17 protein-coding genes are annotated in these 20,348 nt (G+C 60.7%); 14 read left to right on the forward strand and 3 right to left on the reverse strand.

What is annotated here, in order from left to right; all coding sequences use genetic code 11:
* Positions 1-8 precede the first annotated feature (8 nt).
* On the forward strand, positions 9-2,711 hold the full coding sequence (locus IB246_RS15560) for a [protein-PII] uridylyltransferase (RefSeq protein ID WP_008039391.1): 2,703 nt from the start codon (positions 9-11) through the stop codon (positions 2,709-2,711).
* A 155-nt stretch (positions 2,712-2,866) separates the two neighbouring features.
* A complete protein-coding gene (dapC, locus tag IB246_RS15565) occupies positions 2,867-4,066 on the forward strand; it encodes a succinyldiaminopimelate transaminase (RefSeq protein ID WP_008039390.1) in 1,200 nt (399 codons plus the stop codon).
* 40 nt (positions 4,067-4,106) lie between these two features.
* On the opposite strand, the gene IB246_RS15570 is transcribed toward dapC, so the two are convergent.
* A complete protein-coding gene (locus IB246_RS15570; protein ID WP_008039389.1) occupies positions 4,107-5,738 on the reverse strand; it encodes a Na+/H+ antiporter in 1,632 nt (543 codons plus the stop codon).
* Between the two features lie 288 nt (positions 5,739-6,026).
* Between IB246_RS15570 and IB246_RS15575 the strand changes: the two genes are divergently transcribed.
* From IB246_RS15575 to IB246_RS15590, 4 genes are all read left to right on the forward strand, one after another.
* Positions 6,027-6,389 (forward strand): ArsC family reductase, encoded by a 363-nt coding sequence (locus IB246_RS15575; protein WP_008039388.1) that lies wholly within the window; start codon positions 6,027-6,029, stop codon positions 6,387-6,389.
* 33 nt (positions 6,390-6,422) lie between these two features.
* Positions 6,423-7,457 (forward strand): 2,3,4,5-tetrahydropyridine-2,6-dicarboxylate N-succinyltransferase, encoded by a 1,035-nt coding sequence (gene dapD, locus IB246_RS15580; protein WP_008039387.1) that lies wholly within the window; start codon positions 6,423-6,425, stop codon positions 7,455-7,457.
* Between the two features lie 165 nt (positions 7,458-7,622).
* The gene (locus IB246_RS15585; protein WP_008039386.1) at positions 7,623-8,828 is read left to right on the forward strand and encodes an aminotransferase class V-fold PLP-dependent enzyme; all 1,206 of its coding nucleotides are present in this window, start codon (positions 7,623-7,625) and stop codon (positions 8,826-8,828) included.
* Complete coding sequence (locus IB246_RS15590; protein WP_008039377.1) at positions 8,825-9,235, forward strand: SufE family protein; 411 nt, start codon at positions 8,825-8,827, stop codon at positions 9,233-9,235. The genes IB246_RS15585 and IB246_RS15590 overlap by 4 nt, the downstream gene beginning before the upstream one ends.
* Positions 9,236-9,314: 79 nt before the next feature.
* Here the strand turns inward: IB246_RS15590 and tcdA are convergent, their stop codons facing one another.
* Positions 9,315-10,133, reverse strand: a complete 819-nt coding sequence (gene tcdA, locus IB246_RS15595; RefSeq protein ID WP_008039374.1) for a tRNA cyclic N6-threonylcarbamoyladenosine(37) synthase TcdA — start codon at positions 10,131-10,133, stop codon at positions 9,315-9,317.
* 211 nt (positions 10,134-10,344) lie between these two features.
* On the opposite strand from tcdA, the gene IB246_RS15600 reads away from it, so the two are divergent.
* The 4 genes from IB246_RS15600 (at position 10,345) to IB246_RS15615 (ending at position 15,551) form a co-directional block, all read left to right on the forward strand.
* Positions 10,345-12,936, forward strand: a complete 2,592-nt coding sequence (locus tag IB246_RS15600) for a glycosyltransferase (protein WP_032829235.1) — start codon at positions 10,345-10,347, stop codon at positions 12,934-12,936.
* Between the two features lie 198 nt (positions 12,937-13,134).
* Complete coding sequence (gene dapE / locus IB246_RS15605) at positions 13,135-14,286, forward strand: succinyl-diaminopimelate desuccinylase (protein ID WP_008035465.1); 1,152 nt, start codon at positions 13,135-13,137, stop codon at positions 14,284-14,286.
* Entirely contained in the window at positions 14,286-15,098 is an 813-nt protein-coding gene (locus tag IB246_RS15610) for a putative RNA methyltransferase (protein ID WP_008039372.1), read from the forward strand. The genes dapE and IB246_RS15610 overlap by 1 nt, the downstream gene beginning before the upstream one ends.
* 75 nt (positions 15,099-15,173) lie before the next feature.
* Positions 15,174-15,551 carry a hypothetical protein gene (locus tag IB246_RS15615; protein WP_008039369.1) on the forward strand — a complete coding sequence of 126 codons (378 nt, stop codon included), beginning with the start codon at positions 15,174-15,176 and terminating at the stop codon, positions 15,549-15,551.
* 121 nt (positions 15,552-15,672) lie between these two features.
* On the opposite strand, the gene IB246_RS15620 is transcribed toward IB246_RS15615, so the two are convergent.
* Positions 15,673-15,882, reverse strand: coding sequence for a cold-shock protein (locus IB246_RS15620; protein WP_008035470.1), 210 nt, complete (start codon positions 15,880-15,882; stop codon positions 15,673-15,675).
* Between the two features lie 235 nt (positions 15,883-16,117).
* On the opposite strand from IB246_RS15620, the gene plsB reads away from it, so the two are divergent.
* From plsB to IB246_RS15640, 4 genes are all read left to right on the forward strand, one after another.
* Positions 16,118-18,610 (forward strand): glycerol-3-phosphate 1-O-acyltransferase PlsB, encoded by a 2,493-nt coding sequence (gene plsB / locus IB246_RS15625; protein ID WP_008039368.1) that lies wholly within the window; start codon positions 16,118-16,120, stop codon positions 18,608-18,610.
* 159 nt (positions 18,611-18,769) lie between these two features.
* The gene (locus IB246_RS15630; protein WP_008039367.1) at positions 18,770-19,135 is read left to right on the forward strand and encodes a YbaY family lipoprotein; all 366 of its coding nucleotides are present in this window, start codon (positions 18,770-18,772) and stop codon (positions 19,133-19,135) included.
* 75 nt (positions 19,136-19,210) lie between these two features.
* Complete coding sequence (locus tag IB246_RS15635; protein ID WP_008039366.1) at positions 19,211-19,609, forward strand: YbaY family lipoprotein; 399 nt, start codon at positions 19,211-19,213, stop codon at positions 19,607-19,609.
* Between the two features lie 40 nt (positions 19,610-19,649).
* On the forward strand, positions 19,650-20,339 hold the full coding sequence (locus IB246_RS15640) for a DUF4197 domain-containing protein (RefSeq protein ID WP_008039365.1): 690 nt from the start codon (positions 19,650-19,652) through the stop codon (positions 20,337-20,339).
* The last annotated feature ends 9 nt before the right edge of the window (positions 20,340-20,348 follow it).

Consider the following 20,348-nt stretch of genomic DNA (forward strand, 5'->3'; position numbering starts at 1 on the left):
GCCAATCGATGCCACAGGTGGATCCCGAACTCTTCGACCGTGGCCAGTTCCAGGCTGAACTGGCCCTGAAGGCCAGCCCGATCGCGGCCTTCAAGAAGGCGATCCGCCAGGCGCGCGAGGTGCTCGACGAGCGCTTTCGCAGCGGCCGGGAGATTCGCCGGCTGATCGAGGATCGAGCGTGGTTCGTCGACAACATCCTGCAAAAGGCCTGGGAGCAGTTCAACTGGAGTGAAGATGCCGACATCGCGCTGGTCGCGGTCGGCGGCTACGGTCGCGGGGAATTGCACCCTTATTCCGATATCGATTTGCTGATCCTGCTGGACAGCGCCGACCACGAAGTTTTCCGCGATTCCATCGAGCGTTTTCTGACGTTGTTGTGGGACATCGGCCTGGAAGTCGGTCAGAGTGTTCGCTCGGTCGAAGAATGCGCCGTTGAAGCCCGCGCCGACCTGACGGTCGTCACCAACCTGATGGAAAGCCGCACCATCTGCGGCCCCGAGCACTTGCGCCAGCGCATGCTCGACGTCACCAGCACTGCGCACATGTGGCCGAGCAAGGAGTTCTTCCTGGCCAAACGCGCCGAGCAAAAGGCCCGTCATCACAAGTACAACGACACCGAATACAACCTGGAACCCAACGTCAAAGGCTCGCCCGGCGGACTACGGGATATTCAGACGATTCTGTGGGTCGCCCGTCGCGAATACGGCACCCTGAACCTGCGGGCATTGGCCGGCGAAGGGTTTCTGGTCGAGAGCGAAAACGCCCTGCTGGCTTCATCCCAGGAATTCCTGTGGAAAGTCCGCTACGCGCTGCACATGCTCGCCGGCCGCTCGGAAGACCGCTTGCTGTTCGACCACCAGCGTTCGATTGCCGGCCTGCTGGGGTTCAAGGGCGATGACGCCAAGCAAGCCATCGAAAACTTCATGCAGCAGTATTACCGGGTGGTCATGAGCATCGCCCAGCTCAGCGACCTGATCATCCAGCACTTCGAGGAAGTCATCCTCGCGCCCGAAGACGAAGCGCCACCGCAGCCGATCAACTCGCGGTTCCAGTTGCACGATGGCTACATCGAGGCGCGCAACGACAACGTGTTCCGCCGCACGCCGTTCGCCATGCTCGAAATCTTCGTGCTGATGGCCCAGCAGCCGGAAATCAAGGGCGTGCGCGCCGACACCATTCGTCTGTTGCGGGAAAACCGGCACCTGATCGACGACGATTTCCGCAACGACATTCGCAATACCAGCCTGTTCATCGAACTGTTCAAGTGCAAGATCGGCATTCATCGCAACCTGCGGCGGATGAACCGTTACGGCATCCTCGGGCGCTATTTGCCGGAGTTCGGCTTCATTGTCGGGCAGATGCAGCACGACCTGTTTCACATCTATACGGTCGATGCGCACACCCTGAACCTGATCAAGCACCTGCGTAAGTTGCAGTACACGCAAGTGTCGGAAAAATTCCCGCTGGCCAGCAAGCTCATGGGCAAGCTGCCCAAGCCCGAGCTGATCTATCTCGCCGGGCTGTACCACGACATCGGCAAGGGCCGGCATGGCGATCACTCGGAAATCGGCGCAGTGGATGCCGAAGCTTTTTGCCAGCGCCATCAATTGCCGATCTGGGACAGCCGCCTGATCGTCTGGCTGGTGCAGAACCACCTGGTGATGTCGACCACCGCCCAGCGCAAGGACTTGTCCGACCCGCAGGTGATCCATGATTTCGCGCAGATCGTCGGTGACGAAACCCGCCTGGATTACCTGTACGTGCTGACCGTCGCCGACATCAACGCCACCAACCCGACGCTGTGGAATTCCTGGCGCGCCAGCCTGCTGCGCCAGCTCTACACCGAGACCAAGCGTGCGTTGCGTCGCGGCCTGGAAAACCCGGTGGATCGCGAAATGCAGATCCGCCAGACCCAGAGCGCAGCCCTGGACATTCTGGTACGCGGCGGCAACGACCCCGACGACGTCGAGCAGTTGTGGTCGCAACTGGGCGATGACTATTTCCTGCGTCACACCGCCGGCGATGTGGCCTGGCACACCGATGCGATCCTGCAGCAGCCGGCCGATGGCGGCCCGCTGGTGCTGATCAAGGAAACCACCCAGCGCGAGTTCGAGGGCGGTACGCAGATCTTCATCTACGCGCCGGACCAGCACGACTTCTTCGCCGTGACCGTGGCCGCGATGGACCAGCTCAACCTGAACATTCACGACGCCCGGGTCATCACCTCCAGCAGCCAGTTCACCCTCGACACCTACATCGTGCTCGACACTGACGGCGACTCGATTGGCGATAACCCGGCGCGGGTCAAACAGATTCGCGAAGGCCTGACCGAAGCCCTGCGCAACCCGGACGATTACCCGACGATCATCCAGCGTCGCGTACCGCGCCAGCTCAAGCATTTCGCGTTTGCACCTCAGGTGACGATCCACAACGACGCCCAGCGCCCGGTGACAGTGCTGGAGCTCAGCGCCCCGGATCGCCCAGGGTTGTTGGCGCGGATTGGCACGATTTTTCTGGAATTCGACCTGTCACTGCAGAACGCCAAGATCGCCACGCTAGGCGAGCGTGTGGAAGACGTGTTCTTCATTACCGACGCCAACAACCAACCGTTGTCTGACCCACTGTTGTGCAGTCGTTTGCAGGATGCGATCGTCGAACAGCTCAGTGTCAGCCAGGAACCCGATATCAAACTGTCGCGAATCAGTATCTGAATTAACAAATTTCCCCCTGTGGAGACCTGTCCTTTGTAGGAGCCGGCTTGCTGGCGATAGCATCGCCTCGGTGTGTCAGTCGTACCGGAGTGATGCAATCGCCAGCAAGCCGGCTCCTACAGAGGGCAGGCCTCCACATTGAACGAGATCTACCGATGAACAACGCTCTGTCCCAGTTGCAGCCTTACCCGTTCGAGAAGCTCCGCGCCCTGCTCGGCAGCGTCACGCCAAACCCGGACAAGCGCCCTATCGCGCTGTCCATCGGCGAGCCGAAGCACCGTTCGCCAAGCTTTGTCGCCGAAGCCCTGGCAAGCAATCTGGACCAGATGGCCGTCTATCCGACCACCCTCGGCATTGCGGCCCTGCGTGAAGCCATCGCCGCGTGGTGCGAACGCCGCTTCAACGTGCCGAACGGCTGGCTCGACCCGGCGCGCAACGTGCTGCCGGTGAACGGCACCCGCGAAGCGCTGTTCGCGTTCACCCAGACCGTGGTCAACCGTGGCGACGACGCCCTGGTGGTCAGCCCGAACCCGTTCTATCAGATCTATGAAGGTGCCGCGTTCCTCGCCGGCGCCAAGCCGCATTACCTGCCGTGCCTGGACGAGAATGGCTTCAACCCGGATTTCGATGCCGTTTCCCCGGACATCTGGAAGCGTTGCCAGATCCTGTTCCTGTGCTCGCCGGGCAACCCGACCGGCGCGCTGATCCCGGTCGAAACCCTGAAAAAACTGATCGCCCTGGCCGATGAGTACGACTTCGTGATCGCTGCGGACGAGTGCTACAGCGAACTGTATTTCAACGAACAAACCCCGCCCGCCGGCCTGCTCAGCGCCTGCGCGGAACTGGGCCGCAAGGACTTCAAACGCTGCGTGGTGTTCCACAGCCTGTCCAAGCGCTCCAACCTGCCGGGCCTGCGTTCGGGTTTCGTGGCCGGTGATGCCGACATTCTCAAAGGCTTCCTGCTGTACCGCACCTACCACGGCTGCGCGATGCCGGTTCAGACTCAACTGGCCAGCGTTGCTGCGTGGAATGACGAAGTGCATGTGCGCGCCAACCGTGCGTTGTATCGCGAGAAGTACGACGCGGTGTTGGAAATCCTCGGCCCGGTGATGGACGTGCAGCGCCCGGATGGCGGTTTTTACCTGTGGCCGAATGTTGAAGGTGATGACGAGGCGTTCTGCCGCGATCTGTTCGTCGAAGAACACGTGACCGTGGTGCCTGGCTCTTATCTGTCCCGTGACGTTGACGGTGCGAATCCGGGTGCCGGTCGGGTGCGTATGGCGCTGGTTGCGCCACTGGCCGAGTGTGTGGAAGCCGCTGAACGCATCCGCGCCTTCATCCAGCGCCGCAAATAACCACAAACCTGTAGGTGCCGGCTTGCCGGCACGAGCGACGCTATTTCACCTGCCCCAGATTGGCTTCGCTCAAGTCCAGCTCCCCCAGCACCTCGCGCAATACGTCATCACCAATCTGGTGGTGACGGCTGAGCTTATACAACTCCAGGCGTTGCGCCCGCAGCGCCTTCAAGCGCAGACGCCGTTCCAGCAGGTCCATCTGAAACGCCAGCGCCTGGGCTTCCGCCGAATCGTTGAACACCTCCAGTTGATGCCGATACTCGGACATGATCCGTGCCTTGAGTTCGACAGCGAGCGCCGCCTGGGCGGCGTCCTGCGGATTGGCCTCTTCGGTTTCGAGCGCATGAATGGCGGCTTCGGCGGTCTTGCGCCAGGCATCGCGTACTTCACTGCGACGTTTGTCGTCAGGGCTCTTCTCGATGCCGCGCAGCAGCAATGGCAATGCAATACACGCGGCAATCAGCGACAGCAGAATGACCCCGGCCGCGATGAAAATCAGCAGATCGCGCTCAGGAAACGCCTCATTCCCCATCAGTATCGGCACTGACAACACACCCGCCAGCGTCACCGCACCGCGCACCCCACCGACGGTCAACAACCAGCAGGAGCGCGCCGTCGGCACTTGCGTCATTTCGCCCTTGCCGCGCCAACGACGCAGCAGCCCCGACAATCGCCAGATGCTCTGCACCCAGACAAACCGCAACACCACCAACACCAGGAAAATCGCCACCACGTCGAGGCAGCGATACAGCAGCGTTGGCCACAACGAAGTTTCGTGGCTGGCCACGGCTTTGATGATGTCCGGCAACTGCAAACCCAGCAGCAGGAAGATCAGCCCGTTAAACGCGAACTCCAACAGTGACCAGACGCTGCGGTTGAGCAGTCGGGTGCTGGTCTGGCGCGGCAGCAGATCGAGCCAGCTCTGCATCATCCCGGCCGCCACGGCAGACAGAATCCCCGAGCCCCCCAGGCGTTCGGCCAGCACGTAAGCCGCAAACGGCAGCAACAACATGAAGACCACGTGAGTCGCCGGATCATCCCAACCGCGAGCAATCATCCACGAGCGCAAACGCCCGACCAGCCAGCTCAGTGCGACACCGACCGCCAGGCCACCAACCGCCACCAACACAAATGTCAGACTGGCGTTGGCCAGCGAGAACACCCCGGTCACCGCCGCGACCAGGGCGAACTTGAAGGTCACCAGGCCCGACGCGTCATTCATCAGCGCCTCGCCCTGCAACATGTGCATCAGTGGTGTCGGCAGTCGGTTTTGAGAAATCGCCGAGACGGCCACGGCATCCGTCGGCGACAACACCGCCGCCAGGGCAAAGGCCACCGGCAGCGGAATGCTCGGCAACAACCAATGAATGAAGTAACCCGCACCGACGACGGTAAACAGCACCAGGCCGACCGCCAAGGTCAGGATCGGCCCCCGCAGTCGCCAAAGCTCGCGTTTGGGCATGCGCCAGCCGTCGGAGAACAACAGCGGCGGCAGAAACAAAAACAGAAACAATTCCGGGTCCAGGGCGACGTGCAAACCGAGCGTCGGCCAGGCCAGCAAGGCGCCGGCACCGATTTGCACCAGCGGCAATGGCAACGGGATCACGCGTCCGACCAGGCGCGAAACACTGACCAGCATCAACAGGATCAGGACGGTGTAGGCGGTTTGCATAAAGCGCGGTTCCCGGACAATCGACAGCATTGAAGTGCCATATTAGCCGCTTAGACTGCGGGTTGACCGTTGTACCAATGTCGCAGGCTGTCGCCAGTCTCGAAAAAATCCCAAACCCTGCAGGAGCCGAGCTTGCTCGCGAAAGCGGCAGGTCAGCCACTATCAATGTTGAATGTTAAGCCGCTTTCGCGAGCAAGCTCGGCTCCTACAGGGTTTTGCGTTTTAAGCGGACGGTCATGGCATAATCCGTCACCTTTTTTTTCCAGCACCTGTAAAGGGGGCAATTCCTTGACCGATTCAAGCAAAACGTTGCACCTTTTCGGCATCAAAGCCTGCGACACCATGAAAAAGGCGCGCACCTGGCTCGATGAACACGCTGTCAGCTATGACTTTCATGATTACAAAGCGGTCGGAATCGACCGTGAACACCTGAGCCAATGGTGCGACGAGCACGGCTGGCAAGTGGTGTTGAACCGTGCAGGCACGACCTTTCGCAAGCTCGACGACGAACGCAAAGCCGATCTCGACCAGCCGAAAGCCATCGAACTGATGCTCGCACAACCCTCGATGATCAAGCGCCCGGTGCTCGATCTCGGTGACCGAACCCTGATTGGCTTCAAGCCAGATATCTACGCGGCAGCGCTCAAGTAAGCCAGCCCGTTCAATTTTGTTAGAGGTATTTACATGTCCACTTCCGTATTCAGCCTGGCCTTTGGTGTCGGCACTCAAAATCGTCAGGGCGCATGGCTCGAAGTGTTTTACGCTCAGCCGCTGCTCAACCCGTCGGCCGATCTGGTCGCGGCCATCGCGCCGGTTCTGGGTTACACCGAAGGCAATCAGGCCATCGCGTTCAGCACTGCCCAGGCTTCGCAACTGGCTGAAGCACTGAAAGGTGTCGACGCAGCCCAGGCCGCCCTGCTGACCCGTCTGGCCGAAAGCCACAAGCCGCTGGTCGCCACCATTCTGGCCGAAGATGCGCCGCTGACTTCCACGCCTGAGGCTTACCTCAAGCTGCACCTGCTGTCCCATCGTCTGGTCAAGCCGCACGGCCTGAACCTGGCCGGCGTGTTCCCGCTGCTGCCGAACGTCGCATGGACCAGCCAGGGCGCGATCGACCTCGCAGAACTGGCCGAACATCAACTGGAAGCCCGTCTGCGCGGCGAGCTGCTGGAAGTGTTCTCGGTAGACAAATTCCCGAAAATGACCGACTACGTCGTGCCGGCCGGCGTGCGTATCGCTGATGCCGCCCGTATCCGTCTGGGCGCTTACGTCGGCGAAGGCACCACCGTGATGCACGAAGGTTTCGTCAACTTCAACGCTGGCACCGAAGGCCCGGGCATGATCGAAGGCCGCGTTTCCGCTGGCGTGTTCGTCGGCAAGGGTTCGGACCTGGGCGGCGGTTGCTCGACCATGGGCACCCTGTCGGGCGGCGGCAACATCGTGATCAAGGTTGGCGAAGGCTGCCTGATCGGCGCCAACGCCGGTATCGGTATCCCGTTGGGCGACCGCAACACCGTTGAATCGGGCCTGTACGTGACCGCTGGCACCAAAGTGGCGCTGCTGGACGAAAACAACAAACTGGTCAAAGTCGTGAAGGCTCGTGAACTGGCCGGTCAGCCGGACCTGCTGTTCCGCCGCAATTCGGAAACCGGTGCCGTGGAATGCAAAACCCACAAATCGGCGATCGAACTGAACGAAGCGCTGCACGCTCACAACTAAGCAGAGCGTCACGACCACCTGTTCTTGTAGGAGCGAGGCTTGCCCGCGAAGCTTTTGGGGATCTCACCGGCCCCTTCGCGAGCAAGCTTCGCTCCTACAGGTCCGGCGTAGCCCAGACCATCAGGTCAGGCGTACGTCCGCCCATGTTTAGCAGGGCCCGATACCATGATGATTCTCTCCCCCTGGCGCGCCGATTTTCCGGCCATCGCCGCCCTGCAACGGCAAGACCAGACCTATCTGGACAACGCCGCCACCACGCAAAAACCTCAAGCCCTGCTGGATGCCCTGGCGCATTACTACGCCAATGGCGCAGCCAACGTGCATCGGGCGCAACACTTGCCCGGCGCGCATGCCACCCAGGCGTTCGAGGACAGCCGCAATAAAGTCGCGCAATGGCTGAATGCCGGTGATTGCGGACAGATCATCTTCACCCACGGCGCGACCTCGGCGCTGAACCTCCTGGCCTATGGCCTGGAACACCTGTTCAATCCGGGCGATGAAATTGTCATCAGCGCCCTGGAGCACCACGCCAACCTGCTGCCATGGCAGCAACTGGCCCACCGTCGCGATCTGAAACTGGTGATCCTGCCGCTGGACGCCGACGGCTTGATCGACCTCGACAGCGCCGCCGCGTTGATTGGCCCGCGAACCCGCTTGCTGGCGGTCAGTCAGCTGTCCAACGTGCTTGGCGCCTGGCAGCCATTGCCCGCGCTGCTGGCGATGGCCAAGGCACACAACGCGTTGACCGTGGTCGATGGCGCCCAAGGCGTGGTCCATGGCCGACACGATGTGCAGGCGCTGGGTTGCGACTTTTATGTCTTTTCCAGCCACAAGCTCTATGGCCCGGATGGCCTGGGGGTGTTGTTCGGCCGCCATGAGGCGCTCAAGCAACTGCGCCATTGGCAGTTCGGCGGCGAAATGGTGCTGGATGCGGATTACCAGCACGCACGCTTTCGTCCTGCTCCGCTCGGTTTCGAGGCTGGAACGCCGCCGATCTCCAGCGTGATTGGTCTCGGGGCGACGCTCGATTACCTCGCCGGCCTCGATCAGGACGCGGTTTCGGCCCATGAAGCCGCGCTGCATGACTATTTGTTGAAAGGTCTTGAGGCGCGCGACGGCATTCGCTTGCTGGGCAAACCGCAACTGGCCCTGGCGAGTTTTGTCGTCGAGGGTGTGCATAACTCTGATCTGGCGCACTTGCTGACAGAACAGGGGATCGCGGTGCGCGCCGGGCATCATTGCGCGATGCCGCTGCTGAAAAGCTTTGAACTGGCCGGGGCGATTCGGGTGTCGTTGGCGCTTTACAACGATTCCGAGGACCTGCAACGGTTCTTTGATGCGCTGGATCAAGCGCTGGAGTTGTTGCGATGAACCTCCCTGCCGATGCCGTGACAGCGCTCGAAACTTTTCAGGCCGCCGCTGGCTGGGAGCAACGCGCGCGACTGCTGATGCAATGGGGCGACCGGCTGCCGGCATTGAGCGATGTGGATAAGGTCGACGCCAACCGCGTGCATGGCTGTGAAAGTCAGGTGTGGTTGGTGGGATCGTTGCAGGACGGCCACTGGCAGTTTGCGGCGAGCAGCGATGCGCGGTTGATTCGCGGGTTGGTGGCGTTGTTGCTGGCGCGGGTTAACGGGTTGTCGGCGGTCGAATTGCAGCAGGTGGATTTGCCGGAATGGTTCAACCAGCTTGGACTCAGCCGACAGTTGTCGCCTTCGCGTAGCAATGGCCTCAACGCCGTGCTCCAGCGGATGAATGAGTTGGCCGCGCCCCTGTAGGAGCGAGGCTTGCCCGCGAAAGCGGTGTGTCAGATAAAACGCCTTCGCGGGCAAGCCTCGCTCCTACAGAGATGGTGTTTCAAACACCTGGTTTGATGCGATCCGCCGGCCGCCGCACACCCGCCACAATCTTATCCACAGCCTTGGTCGCCGCGACCATGCCGAACGTCGCCGTCACCATCATCACAGCACCAAACCCGCCCGCGCAGTCCAGCTTCACGCCATCCCCGACAAAACTCTTCTGCAGGCAAATGCTGCCGTCCGGTTTCGGATAACGCAGCTGCTCGGTGGAAAACACGCACGGCACGCTGTAATGACGGGTCACGGTGCGGGAGAAGTTGTAATCGCGACGCAGGGTCGAGCGCACTTTCGAGGCCAACGGGTCGTTGAACGTACGGTTCAGGTCGCAGACCTGGATCAGCGTCGGGTCGATCTGCCCGCCCGCCCCCCCGGTGGTGATGATCTGGATCTTGCGGCGCTTGCACCAGGCGATCAGCGCAGCCTTGGCGTTGACGCTGTCGATGCAGTCGATCACACAGTCGATGTTCGGCGTGATGTATTCGGCCATGGTGTCGCGGGTGACGAAATCCGCCACCGCGTGCACCGTGCAATCCGGGTTGATCCCGCGCAGGCGCTCGGCCATCACCTCGACCTTGGGCTTGCCGACGGTGCTGTCCAGCGCATGCAACTGACGGTTGGCATTGCTGACGCAGACGTCGTCGAGGTCGAACAGCGAAATCTCGCCCACGCCACACCGCGCCACCGCTTCCGCAGCCCAGGAACCGACGCCACCGACGCCAACAATCGCCACGTGCGCCGCGCGCAGGCGCTCTAGCCCTTCGATGCCATACAAACGGGCGATGCCTGCAAACCGCGGATCTTCTGTACTCATGACCATTACCCCAAAAACCGGCGCGCATTATAGGGCCACACGCCAAAAGATCTAAGCCACAAGCGACAAGTGTAAGAACTTATGTGAAAGCCGATTGCCCAATGTCGTGCAATTCCCTGTCCGATGTACGTTCAGTGAACTGCCGGTGTAGGATGCGCGCCCCTTGGCGATCGCCAACCGTTCCTTCGTTCCACAGCCTTTGGAACCCGAAATAGCTATGTCATCGCGTAAATTTGGACTCAACCTGGTCGTGGTGCTCGCCATCGCAGCCTTGTTTACCGGCTTCTGGGCGCTGATCAATCGCCCGGTCACCGCCCCCAACTGGCCTGAACAGATCTCCGGTTTCTCGTACTCGCCGTTCCAGCAAGGCCAGTATCCGCAGAAAGAGCAGTACCCGACCGACGATCAAATGCGTCGCGATCTGGAGATCATGAGCAAGCTGACGGACAACATCCGTACCTACTCGGTCGATGGCACCCTGGGAGACATTCCCAAACTGGCAGAGGAATTCGGCCTGCGGGTCACCCTGGGGATCTGGATCAGCCCGGACCTGGAACGCAACGAGCGGGAAATCACCCGGGCCATCGAAATCGCCAACTCCTCACGCAGCGTGGTTCGTGTGGTCGTAGGCAACGAGGCCATCTTCCGTAAGGAAATTACCGCTGCCGAACTGAGCGTGCTCCTTGATCGCGTTCGCGCAGCCGTGAAGGTGCCGGTCACCACGTCCGAGCAATGGCACGTCTGGGAAGAACACCCGGAACTGGCCAAGCACGTCGACCTGATTGCCGCGCACGTGCTGCCTTACTGGGAATACATCCCGGTGGACAAGGCCGGCCAGTTCGTCCTCGACCGCGCCCGCGACCTGAAAAAGATGTTCCCGAAAAAACCGCTGCTGCTCTCGGAGGTTGGCTGGCCGAGCAACGGCCGCATGCGTGGCGGCACCGATGCGAGCCCGGCAGATCAGGCGATCTACCTGCGTACGCTGGTGAACAAGCTTAACCGCCAGGGTTTCAACTACTTCGTGATCGAAGCGTTTGACCAACCGTGGAAGGCCAGTGACGAAGGTTCGGTGGGCGCGTATTGGGGCGTGTTCAACGCTGCGCGTCAGCAGAAATTCAACTTCGAAGGCCCGGTCGTCGCGATCCCGCAATGGCGCGTGCTGGCCATCGGCTCGGCGGTGTTGGCCCTGCTGTCCCTGACCTTGCTGATGATTGACGGCTCGGCCCTGCGTCAACGTGGCCGTACCTTCCTGACTTTTATCGCCTTCTTGTGCGGTTCGGTGCTGGTGTGGATCGGCTACGACTACAGCCAGCAATACAGCACCTGGTTCAGCCTGACCGTAGGATTTCTCCTCGCACTCGGCGCACTTGGGGTCTTTATCGTACTGCTGACCGAGGCGCATGAACTGGCCGAAGCGGTCTGGACCCACAAGCGTCGGCGTGAATTCCTGCCGGTGGTGGGCGATTCGGACTACAGGCCGAAAGTGTCGATTCACGTGCCTTGCTACAACGAGCCGCCGGAGATGGTCAAACAGACCCTCAACGCCCTGGCCAACCTCGACTATCCAGACTTCGAAGTCCTGATCATCGACAACAACACCAAGGACCCGGCCGTCTGGGAGCCGGTGCGCGATTACTGCGCAACCCTCGGTCCGCGCTTCAAGTTCTTCCACGTCGCACCGCTGGCCGGCTTCAAGGGCGGCGCGCTGAACTACCTGATTCCGCACACCGCCAAAGATGCCGAAGTGATTGCGGTGATCGACTCCGATTACTGCGTCGACCCGAACTGGCTCAAGCACATGGTGCCGCACTTCGCCGATCCGAAAATCGCCGTGGTGCAGTCGCCGCAGGATTATCGCGACCAGAACGAAAGCACCTTCAAGAAGCTTTGCTACGCGGAATACAAAGGTTTCTTCCACATCGGCATGGTCACCCGTAACGACCGCGACGCGATCATCCAGCACGGCACCATGACCATGACCCGGCGCTCGGTGCTCGAGGAACTCGGCTGGGCCGACTGGTGCATCTGCGAAGACGCCGAGTTGGGTCTGCGCGTGTTCGAGAAAGGCTTGTCGGCGGCGTACTACCACACCAGCTACGGCAAAGGCCTGATGCCCGATACCTTTATCGACTTCAAGAAACAGCGTTTCCGCTGGGCCTACGGTGCGATTCAGATCATCAAGCGTCACACCGCCAGCCTGCTGCGCGGCAAGGACACCGAGCTGACCCGTGGCCAGCGCTACCACTTCCTCGCGGGCTGGTTGCCGTGGGTCGCGGATGGCATGAACATCTTCTTCACCGTAGGCGCACTGTTGTGGTCGGCGGCGATGATCATCGTGCCGCAGCGGGTCGATCCGCCGTTGCTGATTTTCGCGATCCCGCCATTGGCGCTGTTCGTGTTCAAGGTCGGCAAGATCATCTTCCTCTACCGTCGCGCCGTTGGCGTGAACCTCAAGGACGCGTTCTGCGCGGCACTGGCCGGGCTGGCGTTGTCGCACACCATCGCCAAAGCGGTGCTGTACGGCTTCTTCACCAGCAGCATTCCGTTCTTCCGCACGCCGAAAAATGCCGACAACCACGGCTTCTGGGTGGCGATTTCGGAAGCGCGTGAAGAGATGTTCATCATGCTGCTGTTGTGGGGCGCGGCGCTGGGGATCTTCCTGGTGAACGGGCTGCCGAGCAACGACATGCGCTTCTGGGTGATCATGTTGCTGGTGCAGTCGCTGCCGTACCTGGCGGCGCTGATCATGGCGTTCCTGTCCTCGCTGCCGAAACCGGCCGTCGAGGCCGAAACGGCACCGGCAGTCTAAATCTTTGCAGATGCACTAAACGGCGGCCAATGGCCGCCGTTTTGCTTTAAGATAACCGCCATTTTCCAGGCCTTGCCCCCCATTTCCCGTAGGAGCGAGGCTTGCCCGCGAACGAAGCGACTCGGTGTAACAGATACACCTCATTATCGTTCTTCGCGGGCAAGCCTCGCTCCTACAGATAAAGCACCGGAGTTTTCCATGACGGCCCACGCCGACCTTTCGCCGACCCTTCAACTCGCCATCGACCTGATCCGCCGTCCGTCCGTGACGCCGGTCGACGCCGATTGCCAGAAGCAGATGATGCAGCGCCTGGGCGATGCCGGTTTTATGCTTGAGCCAATGCGCATCGAAGATGTGGATAACTTCTGGGCCACCCACGGCAAACACGACGGCCCGGTGCTGTGCTTCGCTGGCCACACCGACGTGGTCCCGACCGGCCCGGTGACCGCCTGGCAGATCGACCCGTTCAATGCGCTGATCGACGAACACGGCATGCTCTGCGGTCGTGGCGCAGCGGACATGAAAGGCAGCCTGGCGTCCATGACCGTGGCCGCCGAGCGCTTCGTCGCCGACTACCCGGATCACAAGGGCAAAGTCGCGTTCCTGATCACCAGCGATGAAGAAGGCCCGGCGCACCACGGCACCAAAGCGGTGGTTGAACGTCTGGCGGCGCGCAAGGAGCGTCTAGACTGGTGCATCGTCGGCGAACCGTCGAGCACTACGCTGGTCGGTGACGTGGTCAAGAATGGCCGTCGCGGTTCCCTCGGCGCCAAGCTGACCGTACGCGGTGTGCAAGGTCACGTCGCTTATCCGCACCTCGCCAAGAACCCGATCCACCTCGCCGCCCCGGCACTGGCCGAACTGGCCGCCGAGCATTGGGACCACGGCAACGATTTCTTCCCGCCGACCAGTTTCCAGATTTCCAATGTGAATTCCGGCACTGGCGCGACCAACGTGATCCCCGGTGATCTGGTGGCGGTGTTCAATTTCCGCTTCTCCACCGAGTCCACTGTTGAAGGCTTGCAGAAGCGCGTCGCCGATATCCTCGACAAGCATGGCCTGGACTGGCACATCGACTGGGCGCTGTCCGGTCTGCCGTTCCTCACCGAACCGGGCGCGTTGCTGGACGCCGTCGCGTCGAGCATCAAGGACATCACCGGTCGCGAAACCAAAGCCTCCACCAGCGGTGGCACCTCCGATGGGCGCTTTATCGCGACCATGGGAACACAGGTGGTTGAACTGGGCCCGGTCAACGCGACGATCCACCAGGTCAACGAGCGCGTGCTGGCCGCCGACCTCGACGTGCTGACCGAAATCTACTACCAGACCCTGATCAAGTTGCTCGCCTGATGCTTGCCTGCCCGATCTGCAGCGAACCGCTGAACGCGGTGGACAACGGCGTGGCCTGCCCCGCCGGGCATCGTTTCGACCGTGCGCGCCAGGGTTACCTGAACCTGTTGCCGGTGCAGCACAAGAACAGCCGGGACCCTGGGGATAACCTGGCGATGGTCGAAGCCCGGCGCGACTTCCTGAACGCCGGCCATTACGCGCCGGTGGCCAGGCGTCTCGCTGAGCTGGCGGCGCAATACGCGCCGCAGCGCTGGCTCGACATCGGTTGTGGCGAGGGCTACTACACCGCGCAAATTGCCGAAGCCTTGCCGAACGCTGACGGTTACGCGCTGGACATATCCCGGGAAGCGGTCAAACGCGCCTGCAAACGCAACCCGCAGCTGACCTGGTTGATCGCCAGCATGGCGCGGGTGCCGTTGGCGTCCGGCAGTTGTCAGTTTCTCGCCAGCGTCTTCAGCCCGCTGGACTGGGAAGAAGCCAAACGCCTGCTCAGCCCCGGCGGCGGCTTGATGAAAGTCGGGCCGACCAGCGGCCACCTGATGGAATTGCGCGAGCGGCTGTACGACGAAGTGCGTGAGTACACCGACGACAAGCATCTGGCCCTGGTGCCGGACGGCATGGCGCTGCAACACAGTGAAACCCTGGAATTCAAGCTGACGCTTGCAAGTGGTCAGGATCGCGCCAACCTGTTGGCCATGACGCCTCACGGCTGGCGCGCCAGTGCCGAACGCCGGGCGGCGGTCATCGAACAAGTGGAACCGTTCGAGGTCACTGTTTCGATGCGCTACGATTATTTTGTTCTTCAATCTTAATTTTTGGTCTTGAGCAGCAGCTTGAGGCCGGCTAAATCCGCGAATGGATTTTTCAGACCCGCAGTGAGGACATCCATGCGCCAACCCGATATCGAGATTTACCTGAAAGACGCCGACGTCGACCACAAGGCCGTATCCGCCTGGCTCGGCGCGGCTCTGGGCCCGAGCACCGATTGGGTTCAGAAAGGTCAGACCTACAAGTGCAAGGCCGGCAACGTGCCAGTGACCTGGCTGCCGAAAGCGGTAGGAAAATGGAACAGCCTGTACCTGGAAAGCGACCAGACCCCGTGGGAAGACGACATTGCCTGTGCCCGCGCCGCGTTTGCCGCGCTGAACGTAGAAGTACGTTGTGCACCGGGCAGTTGGGTCGAGGAAGAAGGTGAAGAGACAGCGGATCGCTGGATGCGCATCAGCGCCGATGGCGAAGAAGAGATCACCTGGAAAACTGCGTAACCCATCACACCACGAACCTGTAGGAGCGTGGCTTGCCCGCGAAGCTTTTAGCGTCAGTGATGACGCCTTCGCGGGCAAGCCTCGCTCCTACAGTGGGATTTCGGTGATCTGAAGTGTGGGTTTACAGCCCCACCACATCCTCAGCCTGCAAACCCTTCTCCCCCGTCACAACGCCGTACTCGACCTGCTGGCCTTCAGTCAGCGAACGATGCCCTTCACCGCGAATCGCGCGGTAGTGCACGAACACGTCCACCCCGTCCTCGCGCTGGATGAAGCCATAGCCCTTGGCGTCGTTGAACCACTTCACGTTGCCGGTTTCGCGTGTTGCCATTTGTTCATACTCCCTTTTTATTATTGATCGGGCTTTTCGCAGGAAAGCCTCGGGAACGTCAGCCTGCGCATACCGGTCCCATGAGGGTGACGGCGACAGTGCGCCGAGTATATGTCAGACATTTAATCTCTCAATAGCACTTTGATTGCCGCTTTTTTGCCGATTTTCAGTGAATCCGGCACACTATCGACCGCCCGAGCAAACGCTCGGTTTATTCCACTCACGCAGAAGCCGTATGACCCGTTCCCCGTTCCGCCGTCTTGTGTTTGGCACCCTGCGCCGACTGCTCTATCTCTGGGTTCGCTCGGAGACGATCAATCAGTCGTCGTTCACCCTCAACCTCGACCGCAGCCGTCCGGTGTTCTACGTCCTGCAAAACCCTTCGCTGACCGACCTCGCCGTGGTCGACACCGAATGCAGCAAGGCGGGCCTGCCGCGCCCGGTGCTGCCGGTGTCTGTCGGCAATCTGCTGGAACCCGCCGCGTTCTTTTACCTGACACCGGAGCCCGACTGGCTCGGTCGCCAGGACAAACGCGGCGCGCCACCGACCCTGACCCGACTGGTCAGCGCCCTGAGCCAAAACGCTGCCGAAGACGCGCAGATCATTCCGGTCAGCGTGTTCTGGGGCCAGTCGCCGGACAGCGAATCGAGTCCATGGAAACTGCTGTTCGCCGATAGCTGGGCGGTTACCGGGCGCCTGCGCCGCTTGCTGAGCATCATCGTGCTGGGGCGCAAGACCCGCGTGCAATTCTCCGCGCCGATCCACCTGCGTGAACTGATCGAGCACGACAAGGGCCACGAGCGCACCGTGCGCATGGCCCAACGGATTCTGCGGGTGCACTTCCGCAACCTCAAAGCCGCGGTGATCGGCCCGGACATTTCCCACCGTCGCAACCTGGTCAAAGGCCTGCTCAACCAGCCGCTGGTCAAGCAAGCGATCCTCGACGAAGCCGAACGCGAGAATATCTCCCCGGAGAAAGCCAAGGCCCAGGCCCTGCGCTACGGCAACGAGATCGCCTCGGACTACACCTACACCGCGATACGCTTCATGGAAGTGGTGCTGAGCTGGTTCTGGAACAAGATCTACGACGGCATCAAGGTCAACAACATCGAAGGCGTGCAGAAGGTCGCCCCGGGTTACGAAGTGATCTATGTGCCGTGCCACCGTAGCCATATCGACTACCTGCTGCTGTCCTATCTGCTGTTTCGCAACGGCCTGACCCCGCCGCACATCGCCGCCGGGATCAACCTCAACATGCCGGGGATCGGCGGCCTGCTGCGTCGCGGCGGTGCGTTCTTCATGCGCCGTACCTTCAAGGGCAACCCGCTGTACACCTCGGTGTTCAACGAATACCTGCACACCCTGTTCACCAAAGGTTTTCCGGTCGAGTATTTCGTCGAGGGCGGCCGCTCGCGCACCGGGCGCATGTTGCAACCGAAAACCGGGATGCTGGCGATCACCTTGCGCAGCTTCCTGCGCTCCTCGCGCATGCCCATCGTGTTCGTGCCGGTGTACATCGGTTATGAACGCGTGCTGGAAGGCCGGACTTACCTCGGCGAACTGCGTGGCGCGAGCAAGAAGAAAGAATCGATCTTCGACATCTTCAAAGTCATCGGCGCCCTGAAGCAGCGATTCGGCCAGGTGGCGGTGAACTTCGGCGAGCCGATCAAACTGGCGGAATTCCTCGACAGCGAACAGCCAGACTGGCGTCAACAGGAACTCGGCCCGCAGTTCAAACCGACCTGGCTCAACGAAACCACCAACCGCCTCGGCGAGAAAGTCGCGCAGCACCTGAACGAAGCGGCAGCGATCAATCCGGTCAACCTCGTGGCGTTGGCATTGCTGTCCACCAGTCGCTTGGCACTGGACGATCGTGCCATGGCGCGGGTGCTGGATCTGTATCTGGCGCTGCTGCGCAAGGTTCCGTACTCGCCGCACACTACGCTGCCGGAAGGTGACGGCCGCGCGTTGATCGAGCATGTGAAGGACATGGACCTGCTGTCCGAGCAAAGCGATGCGCTGGGCAAAATCCTCTATCTGGATGAGCAAAACGCCGTCCTGATGACTTACTACCGCAACAACGTGCTGCACATTTTCGCGTTGCCGGCGTTGCTCGCGAGCTTCTTCCAGAGTGCGTCGCGCATGAGCCGCGAGCAGATCCTGCGCTACACCCGCGCACTGTATCCGTACCTGCAATCGGAGCTGTTCATTCGCTGGTCGCTGGACGAACTGGATGCCGTGATCGATCAATGGCTCGAAGCGTTCGTCGAGCAAGGCCTGCTGCGTTTCGAGAACGACGTTTACCTGCGCCCGGCACCAAGCTCGCGGCATTTCGTGTTGCTGACGCTGCTGTCGAAGAGCATCGCCCAGACCTTGCAGCGCTTCTACATGACGGTTTCCCTGCTGCTCAACAGCGGCCAGAACAGCATCAGCGCCGAAGAACTGGAAGACCTGTGCACGGTCATGGCCCAGCGCCTGTCGATCCTGCATGGCCTGAACGCGCCGGAATTTTTCGACAAGAGCCTGTTCCGCCACTTCATCCAGACGATGCTCGACCTCGACGTGCTCAAGCGTGACGAGGCCGGCAAGCTTAGCTATCACGAACTGCTCGGCGAACTGGCCGAAGGTGCCGCGAAACGGGTGTTGTCGGCGGAGATCCGCTTGTCGATCCGTCAGGTGGCGTTGCATCGCAGCGAAGATGCGGCGGAGTTGGTCACGCCTGTTTGATCGCACGGCCCCCAGGGGTTCAGAAGCAAGGAAGCTTCCGATCCACGCTGACATCGATTCACCCCCGAATCAGGGAATTCCCCTACATCTGGTTCCGGTGCCTTGGCGATAGGCTGACTGCTCGTCATTTCCGACGATTTATTTGATAAGGAAATCAAAATGAGCAGCGAACCTTTAATGAACATCAGCGGTACCGTGTACTACCTGCACAAGATTGCCCTTCCACTGAACTCGACACTTTACGTCGATCTGCTGGATGTCACTGCGACTGATGCCCCAGCCAAACTACTTGCCCGACAAGTTATCTCTGATGCGGAAAAGAAAGCGTTAACCTTTTCCCTGCTGTACCAGGTTGCGGATGTCCTGCCTGGCAATAGCTATGCAATCCGTGCACGCATCGAAACCCCCGAGCATATGATTTACAAGACCATCAAACTTCATCGAGTGGAGCTGGGTGTAAACCACCTGCGCCCGGAGGACGTTGTCGTTCGTAGCGTTCGTGAAACACCGGAAGGTAACTTCTAAGCCCTCGCCTGAAAAAAACGCTAAATTGTCGTTGGCGCCAGTCTTCTTCAGGTGCCAACGACAAGGATTGAATGCATGAAAAAACTTCCGCTTCTGGGACTGGCTGCTTTGCTCAGTGCCTGCCAAACCCCGCAACCCGCCGCCAAAACCAGCCTCGATGGCGAAGTCTTCTACCTGCAACGCATCGCCCTGCCGCCGACTGCCACCTTGAGCGTCAGCTTGCAGGACGTATCGCTGGCCGACGCTCCTGCCGTGGTACTCGACGAGCAGAAAGGCCCGGTCAAAGGCCAGGTGCCACTGCCGTTCCATCTGAGTTACGATCCCGCCGAGGTCAAACCCGGCCATCGTTATTCCGTCAGCGCGCGAATCGAAGTGAATGGCCAACTGATGTTCATCACCACCGAACATCACGCCGTGCAACTGAATGGCAGCGACCCACAGCCATTGAAAATTCGCGTCGACGCCGTCCGTTAATTCTTTTTTTGCTCATTTTTTTCCGAACAAGGAAGCCGCCATGTTCCGCCCTACCCTTCGCTTCGCCGGCCTGTGTGCAGGTTTGATGATTTCCGCCAGTGCCATGGCGCTGTCACTCAGTGACTTGTCGCAAAAGGACGCTACCGGCGGCCTCAAGGATGCCCTGACCCAAGGCGCGCAACTGGCCGTGAAACAACTCGGCACGCCGGGCGGCTTCAGTAACAACCCGGACGTGAAGATCGAACTGCCGGGCAAACTGGGCAAGGTCGCCAGCAAAATGAAACAGTTCGGCATGGGTGATCAGGTCGATCAGCTGGAAACCAGCATGAACAAAGCGGCGGAAACGGCCGTGGTCCAGGCTCAGCCGATCCTCGTGGATGCCGTGAAGAAGATGACGGTCGACGATGCCAAGGGCATTCTCAGCGGCGGTAATGACTCCGCCACGCAATACCTGAACAAAACCAGCCGCGAACAGATCCGCGCCAAGTTCCTGCCGATCGTCAAACAAGCCACCGACCAGGTTGGCCTGGCCAAGCAGTACAACTCGTTCGCCGGACAAGCCGCGACCATGGGCGTGGTGGATGCGAAAAGTGCCAACATCGAAAGCTACGTAACCGAGCAGGCCCTGAACGGTTTGTTCGAGATGATCGGCAAACAGGAAGAAACCATTCGCCAGAACCCTGCGGCGGCGGCGACCAGTTTGGCGAAGAAGGTGTTTGGTTCGCTCTAAGCCTTAGTA

Source organism: Pseudomonas sp. PDM01 (assembly GCF_014852325.1).
Classification (GTDB): Bacteria; Pseudomonadota; Gammaproteobacteria; order Pseudomonadales; family Pseudomonadaceae; genus Aquipseudomonas; species Aquipseudomonas migulae.